We start from the raw sequence: 7,589 nt of genomic DNA on the forward strand, positions 1-7,589 counted from the left end.
TATATTCAATAGCCTTATCCACTAAATTAGATGGATCAGTCTTCCTTGATTTGTTCTTTCCAGCAGAATTTTTATCAACTGGCTTAACATCTACATTTACATATTTCTGATTAAATTGTTTAAAATAATTAATTTCTGTATCCTTTCCTTCAGATACAATCAATACAAGAGGTTTAACTTTTCTTTTTCTTCTTTTTTCTCTAGAAACTTCTCCTATATTTCTTTTTATTCCCATATATTGCCTCCACCTAAATGTGGTATTGCTCCATATTTTCCTTGTAAATATCCTTTTTCAATTGCTGCATCCTTTCTCACTTTAAAATCATCTAATGAGTATAAATCTGTACTTTTGTCTTCTTTCTTTTCTGTAAACCAAATTTGATCTCTTCTAAAAATATCCTGATCAAGCAAGTTAGTATCATGAGTTGAGAAAATTAATTGTGCATTGTTTTTATTGTATTCTGGGTCATGGAATAATTCCACTAAGAATTTTGTTAAATGAGAATGCAATCTTACATCTAATTCATCTACAACTAATGTGGAACCATTATCTAAAATGTCTATAAAAATACCTAATAAGCCAAATAATTTTTGTGTACCATCTGATTCATCCTCTAAATCAAATTCTACAAGCTCATTGCTATTATTCATTTTATGAAATACACTTACACTTGTAAGCTTTTCATTATCTTTCAATATTTTTTCTTTTGCTTCTTCATTTAAAAACTTTAATAATGGTACATCTTTAGGATCAATATCAATTTCATTAATTTTTATGTCTTCAATTCCTTCAATGACCTTCTTTAAAGTATTTTTAATTCGTATATTTATAGAACTATTTTTTAAAATTTTATTAACTGTAAATCCTGCAGTGTTACTTCTAGGATCTATTATTCTTAAATTATTTCTTAACCACTGAAATGGTTCTTGAGCTTTTTCATATTCCCATACACTTAATGTTGAAATAAACAGTTTATTATCAGAATGGAATTTATCTTTTATTTGAGTTTGCCTTTCTTTATCATTCTTAAATGTATATTCATCAGTATTTTCTCTTTCAAAAATTACAGTTTGTCTTCCATTGGGATAACTATATAAATATTCATCAACAACCTTAGTTTCAGTAACTGAAAAACCATAAGCATATTTTATACCTTTAGTTTTGAAAATTATATCAAAACTACTTGGTTTATTTATATATTCTCTTTCAAGTTTAAAAGGATCTACTGGTATCTTTTTTCCCTTTTGCATATCATTAGAAGTTGCTAAAAGATACGTTATAAAATTAAAAGCTTCTAGCACATTTGTTTTTCCTGAACCATTTGCACCATATATTGCAGATGTCTTTAAGATATTAACTTCCTTTCCTGAAGCATCAACTTCCTTGATTAAATTATCCTCATGACTTTTATCTTTTGATGCTAACATACTAAAAGTAACTTTATCTTTAATTGAACGAAAATTCTCTATATCTAATTGTATTAACATAATTTATGCCTCCATCTATACTAATCTTATCTTATATTATGATCTATACTTAAAATTATATACTAGTTATTGTGATATTTCCACAAATATTAAAAATAAAATTTACTTTTCTATCATTTTACTATGGACAAATAAATTTATTGGTGATATATTCATATTATAATAAAAAGTCACTATTCAGTATTTAAACTTCAATTTGTGAGATTTTTTCTCAACAATAGCACTTAAAACCTCGACTTTATGTTTTTTTAAATTATCGCTCGCATTTCATATCACTATTAATTTCATTACATTATTTCTTATAGTTTTATTTCAATGTTACTTTCTTTGGTTTCTGTAATACTAATATATTAATTTGAGGAGGACTTATTATGGCAAAAACAGTTATATCTGCATTTAATGAATTTTTAAAGGATAAGGTGAATTTAGATTCTGATGTATCCAAAACAGCAAGAACTAGTAGAGATTGGCTAATTGATCAAATACACACTTTTACAACTAAAGATGATGAATTTCCTTCGTTTTATCAGGAAAAAGATATTTTCTTTGGCTCTTTTGCCAGGAAAACTAAAAAACGTGAATTAGATGATATAGACATTATGATTTGTTTAAATGCTCAGTGTAGTACCTACTATGAATATTCTGATCACATTGAAATCACAGTTTCAGATTCAGCTACAAATCTAAAAAAACTTTGCAACGACGATACTAATATTTTAAATTCAAAGAAAGTCATAAATAAATTTATAGCTAATTTGAAAAATATAGGCCAATATAGAAAATCTGAAATTCACCGTAACCAGCAAGCTGCTACACTAAATTTAATTTCTTACGATTGGAATTTTGATATAGTACCCTGCTTTTTTACTACCGAAGATTCTCTTGGAAAAACTTATTATATAATCCCAGATGGAAACGGTAATTGGATGAAAACAGACCCTAGGATAGATCGAAAAAAAGTATCGGATATAAATCAAAATCATAATGGAAATGTTCTTAATGTTATACGAATTATAAAGTATTGGAATAAAAGACCTACCATGCCATCAATGCAATCATATTTGTTAGAAAATATGATCCTTAACTACTATAATACAGCAGCTTCTTGTAGTGAATTTGTTGATATTGAAGTTCCCAATATTTTATCATATATCTCTAATGCTGTGTATAATCCAGTAAATGACCCAAAAGGAATTCAAGGCAACTTAAATACCCTATCATATGATGAGATAAAAAAAATAAGTGATAGAGCATCTTCTGATTATCTAAAAGCCATTGATGCAAGAAATTATGAAAATAATAAAGATGATGAGTCTTCAATAAATAAATGGGCAGAAATTTTTGGAGGTGATTTTCCTGAATACGATGGAGAATAGAATTATAAATAATGAAATTATTAATAAAGAAAATTTACCAGGAAACTTAGACAAATTATATGCTCAAAGACAAATATATTCAGATGCAAAGGTTATTTTTGGTATCCAAATAGTTGTAACAGTTGTATTTACTATAGTATTATCATTAGTATCTAATTTTTTTGCTGATTTCATTACTACCTATCTAAGCTTATCAACAGAGTTATTTAAAGCAATTATCTTTATAATTAGCGCTTTAATAACCATATTAGATTTAATAGTAATAACACCTTATCTAAATAACCAAAGAATACTAGCCGCCAGTATTCAAGATTCATTTGATTGTGATGTGCTATCCATTTCAAATAATCCAATAAAAATATCAAAACCTGATGTTGAAACTATAGGCAAATATTCTCTTAAATTTATAAAAAAAAGAAATGAAAAAGATAAATCAAATATGATAAATTGGTACTATAGTACTAATTTAGACACTATAAAATTACCATTTGCATCTATCATGTGTCAAAGAACAAACTGTTGGTGGGATAATTATTTAAGACAAAGCTTTGTTAAGTTTATAATATCAATTTCAACTTTTGTATTCTTATTAGTTACAATAATAAGTCTATTCAAGGAATTATCTATTCCATCTTTTTTATTAAACGCATTTTCACCTTTTTTCTGCTTATTAACATTTACAATTAAACAATACAAGGATAATTGTAAATCCATAAACAATAGCAATAAACTTAAAGCTTGTTGTGATAATATTTGGGCAGATATACTTAACAAAACTAAAAAAGAAGATGAACTTAAAGATCTATCAAGAAAATTACAAGATGAAATATTTCAGAGTAGAAGCACTAATCCACTAATATTTGATTGGTATTATAAAAGATCTAGAAATAAACAAGAATACGATACTAATTATACTCTTGAGATAATGATTAAAAATTATAATTCAAGTATTAACAAAAATCGAGTTATCTAAATCTTAGTTTAGACTTTTCTATCAAAAGTTAATATAAAATTTTTTAATGATATATAATAATTTTTCACTTTCAATTTTATATTAAAGAGAGTCCTTTAGCCCGAAAATACTACACTAACGCCATCTAAATTTTACACCATTTTTACACCATAGTTCTATTTAGATATGTCCACTTATATTTTCTCAAAAATATGGACATTAGTATTTTCAAGGCTTATAGCCACTTATAGATATTTAAATTTTCCTTTTCATTGAATCATGGGTTCGATTCCCGTATGGGTCACCATATTCTTAGAAAAATGACTATATTATTAGGTTTAGATATCTTTTAATATAGTCATTTTTGTTGTTTTGTTACTTTATTTGTTACTATTAGAATTTTTATTTTACTGAATAGTCAGAACCACCCGTAAAACTGGCTGGCTCTGAGCCTACAAGACTTTTTTACTGGCTGGCGCCTAAAACTTGTTGTAAATCATTTTCCTTCTAAACTTTGGCGTAAATATAATATGATACTTGCACATCCATCTTGTGTGTGCTAGACTTTTATCCATAGAACTCACCTTTCCTTCAATAAATAGTAGCTTGAACACTTCTATTATAACTCGGAAATGTGAGTTTTTTGTATAACATATTTTCCTGCCCCCCCGCATAGCAGGTGGTTTTATGTTTCGCACGCACGCGAACTCAACAGACTAAAGTCAATAATAAATACAAGTCTTCACAAATATTTGTTCGTAATCCAGGCAATAATTATAATATAGATATTCAGAAAGGACCTGAAAAAACACGAGAAAATTTTTATATATATTATAGTAGCTTTATTATAGACTAAGACAAGTAATTCTTAGACTTGTCTTCTAAAAACATAACTTGATTTGGTATATGCCATCTTATTTTCATAAAATCTATGTGCATCAACTCTTTCGAAGCCAGAAGAAAGCGCTACTATCCCACATCCATTTTCCTTACCCCAAGTTTGTATATGTAATAAAAGTTTTTCTCCATATCCTTTTGACCTATTACTTTCATCGGTGATTAAGTCATAAACCCAGATATGTTTTCCATAATATAAGTTTGTAAGCTGGATTACACCTGTAAGTGCAACAATTTTCCCTTTTTCAAATAGGGCAAACATCTTATAGCCTTCCTTGTACATCTCTTTTATAAGTTGTAAATATTTTTTCTCATCTAAATCAGTTAGCAATTGTTTCATTAATAAAAAAGCATCTTTCCACTGCTCTTCTTCTGTTAATTCTTTAATTGTTATTAAGTCCTCGGTCATTTTTTATTCCTCCTTGTATAGCTCTCTTTTTATTATGATCTAGTTTAGGTTTTCAACAATATTTTCTTTTAAGTGCATGACACAGCTGCTCCTACTACCCTAATTAAGTTAAAAATATTAAAAATGAATAGCATAAAAGAGCACTTTTTTAGTTCTTTCACTAATATAAAGTACTCTTTTCAAAAATCAAGTTATCTTATAACTATAATGTTTGCTTAGCAGATGCAACAGTTATTTCTAATACTCTACTTAAAAAAGGAAATTTATTCTTCACCATATCAAAGTCTGGACCCTCTACAAGGAATTTTGCAGTTCCTTCTATTAAAAATCCTGTTCCTGGATTTTGATGTCCCATAACCTCTTTGCTACCTAAAGTAACTTTAACTTTACTATTTGCTTCTATGTTTTTTTGAGTTCTTCTCATGCCTCCTGCAGGTATTAATATCCTACCATCTTCAGTAACACTAAGAAATGAATGCCAAGTATTAACTACATGCGCCTCATTGTTACTACAAGATACTATAGCTACTACACCTTCATGTGATATAACTTCAAGCAATTTTTGATTTAACATTTAAATTCCTCCTCTGTAATTCTACAAATTTAATTATTTTAATATTTTAAAAAGTCTTAATTTGTGCACATTGACTTTTCTATAAAACAATTATACAATCAATGTGTACTCATCAAAAGTGCCAATTTATTTTATTTTATAGGATACAGTTCATAAGGGGAGTGTTTAAAAAAATGATTGTTCTAGATAACGATTCAAGAGTTCCACTATATTTGCAAATTTATGAGCAGTTAAAAGAAGAGATAATTTCAGGACAGCTTTTGGAAGGCAGTAAGCTATATTCAACACGAACGCTTGCAACAACATTAAATGTCAGTAGAAATACAGTAGAAAGTGCTTATCTACAACTTTCTTCTGAAGGATATGTCACAAGTAAAGCAAACAGCGGATTCATAGTTGAAAAACTAGATAGTATGCTAATCACTAAGTTAAAGATAGAGAACTCTGTCAATATTGAAGAATATAAAAAAACTACTTTACCTAAGATGAATTCTGATAATAATTATAAGTATAATTTCAAATATGGAAAGTTAAATGCTTCTGATTTTCCTTTGCGCTTATGGAGAAGGATATCAAATAAATGCTTGGCCTCTATAGATGCTGAAGTTATGACATCTTATACTAGCAGTAAAGGCGAAAAAGAATTACGAATAGAAATAATGAATTATTTAAATAAATCAAGGGGTGTCTCATGTACCTCAGAACAGATTATTATTACTTCAGGCTTTGAGCAGTGTTTAAGTTTACTATGCCAAATGTTCAGAAACAATTTTTCTAAAGTAGCTTTAGAAGATCCTGGCTACATTGGTGCAAGAAAGATTTTTAACAATAACGGATATGATGTTGTTCCAATTAGTTTAGACAAGGATGGAATAAATATTACTGAATTAGAAAATAGCTCCACAAAGATAGTATATGTAACCCCCTCACATCAATTTCCGACTGGATCAGTGATGCCAATTCAAAAAAGATTACAATTATTAGATTGGGCAAGAAGAGAAAATGGAATTATAATTGAAGATGATTATGATAGTGAACTTCGTTACAATTCAAGGCCAATACCTTCAATACAGGGTATTGATTCAAAAGGCTGTGTTATATATATTGGTACTTTTTCAAAGTCTTTCTCCCCAAGCTTGCGATTGAATTATATGGTATTACCCCAATCATTACTAGAAATATATGATAATTTTTTTAGTAGCTACCAAACCTCAGTTCCAATAGTTGAGCAAAAAATAATTCAACAGTTTATGCATTTAGGACATTGGGATAGTCATCTGCGTAAAATATCCCTTCTAAATAAAAGAAGACATGATATGTTAATCCACTCTATTCATAAATTTATGGGAGACAATGTTATTATTCATGGTAAAAATGCAGGTTTGCATATCTTGCTAGAATTAAACAATGGATTATCTGAAGAAGAGATAATAAAAAAAGCTAAAGAATATGGTGTTATAGTTTCTCCTGTATCTACATATTGGTTACGAAAAGATAAATATTCTAATAATATGGTTTTTCTTGGTTTTGGTGGAATGACTGAGAGTGAGATTGCTGAAGGTATTAATTTACTTAGTAAGGCATGGTTTAGTAAGTAAATCCTACTAAAAAATCAAAATAGACATTATAAGAGCTGTCGCATTAGCGGATTAAACTCCATTAGCGATAGCTCATTCTTTAGCTTGCATAAATTATTTCCTAAATCAGATATTAGGCTTATTATTAAATCTTTAAAAATAAGCACACTTTATATATTTCATATTTATCCTTTCATTTCACATCTGTTTTAGTTCTTTGGCTATTTAAAAATAAATAATTTTCATATATTTATGTAATACCACTACTGTTTAAACATTGATTAAAATTTCCATTGACAAATTGTACGTGGTCATA

The 7,589-nt window shown here is 28.0% G+C and carries 7 protein-coding genes and 1 pseudogene; 3 read left to right on the forward strand and 5 right to left on the reverse strand.

Going from position 1 to position 7,589, the window contains the following annotated elements:
• Both CLOBL_RS26000 and CLOBL_RS26005 read right to left on the reverse strand, forming a co-directional pair.
• Positions 1–235: RloB family protein (locus tag CLOBL_RS26000; RefSeq protein ID WP_143323963.1), on the reverse strand; the 235-nt coding region annotated here is incomplete at its 3' end.
• Positions 226–1,488: an ATP-binding protein gene (locus CLOBL_RS26005; protein WP_077861651.1), complete on the reverse strand. Its 1,263-nt coding sequence runs from the start codon at positions 1,486–1,488 to the stop codon at positions 226–228. The genes CLOBL_RS26005 and CLOBL_RS26000, both read right to left, overlap by 10 nt.
• 371 nt (positions 1,489–1,859) lie before the next feature.
• On the opposite strand from CLOBL_RS26005, the gene CLOBL_RS26010 reads away from it, so the two are divergent.
• Positions 1,860–2,864, forward strand: a complete 1,005-nt coding sequence (locus tag CLOBL_RS26010; RefSeq protein ID WP_077861652.1) for a nucleotidyltransferase — start codon at positions 1,860–1,862, stop codon at positions 2,862–2,864.
• Positions 2,854–3,837: an S-4TM family putative pore-forming effector gene (locus CLOBL_RS26015; RefSeq protein WP_077861653.1), complete on the forward strand. Its 984-nt coding sequence runs from the start codon at positions 2,854–2,856 to the stop codon at positions 3,835–3,837. Before CLOBL_RS26010 ends, CLOBL_RS26015 begins: the two co-directional genes overlap by 11 nt.
• Before the next feature lie 464 nt (positions 3,838–4,301).
• Here CLOBL_RS26015 and CLOBL_RS26020 read toward each other — a convergent pair.
• From CLOBL_RS26020 to CLOBL_RS26030, 3 genes and pseudogenes are all read right to left on the reverse strand, one after another.
• Positions 4,302–4,391: pseudogene (locus CLOBL_RS26020) on the reverse strand (IS200/IS605 family transposase); the annotation flags it as partial.
• A 293-nt stretch (positions 4,392–4,684) separates the two neighbouring features.
• Positions 4,685–5,122: a GNAT family N-acetyltransferase gene (locus CLOBL_RS26025; protein ID WP_077861654.1), complete on the reverse strand. Its 438-nt coding sequence runs from the start codon at positions 5,120–5,122 to the stop codon at positions 4,685–4,687.
• A gap of 202 nt (positions 5,123–5,324) precedes the next feature.
• Positions 5,325–5,696, reverse strand: a complete 372-nt coding sequence (locus CLOBL_RS26030; RefSeq protein WP_077861655.1) for a pyridoxamine 5'-phosphate oxidase family protein — start codon at positions 5,694–5,696, stop codon at positions 5,325–5,327.
• Between the two features lie 173 nt (positions 5,697–5,869).
• On the opposite strand from CLOBL_RS26030, the gene CLOBL_RS26035 reads away from it, so the two are divergent.
• Positions 5,870–7,294, forward strand: coding sequence for a PLP-dependent aminotransferase family protein (locus CLOBL_RS26035; protein WP_077861656.1), 1,425 nt, complete (start codon positions 5,870–5,872; stop codon positions 7,292–7,294).
• Positions 7,295–7,589: the final 295 nt, after the last annotated feature.

The organism is Clostridium sp. BL-8 (genome assembly GCF_002006495.1).
Lineage (GTDB): Bacteria > Bacillota > Clostridia > Clostridiales > Clostridiaceae > Clostridium.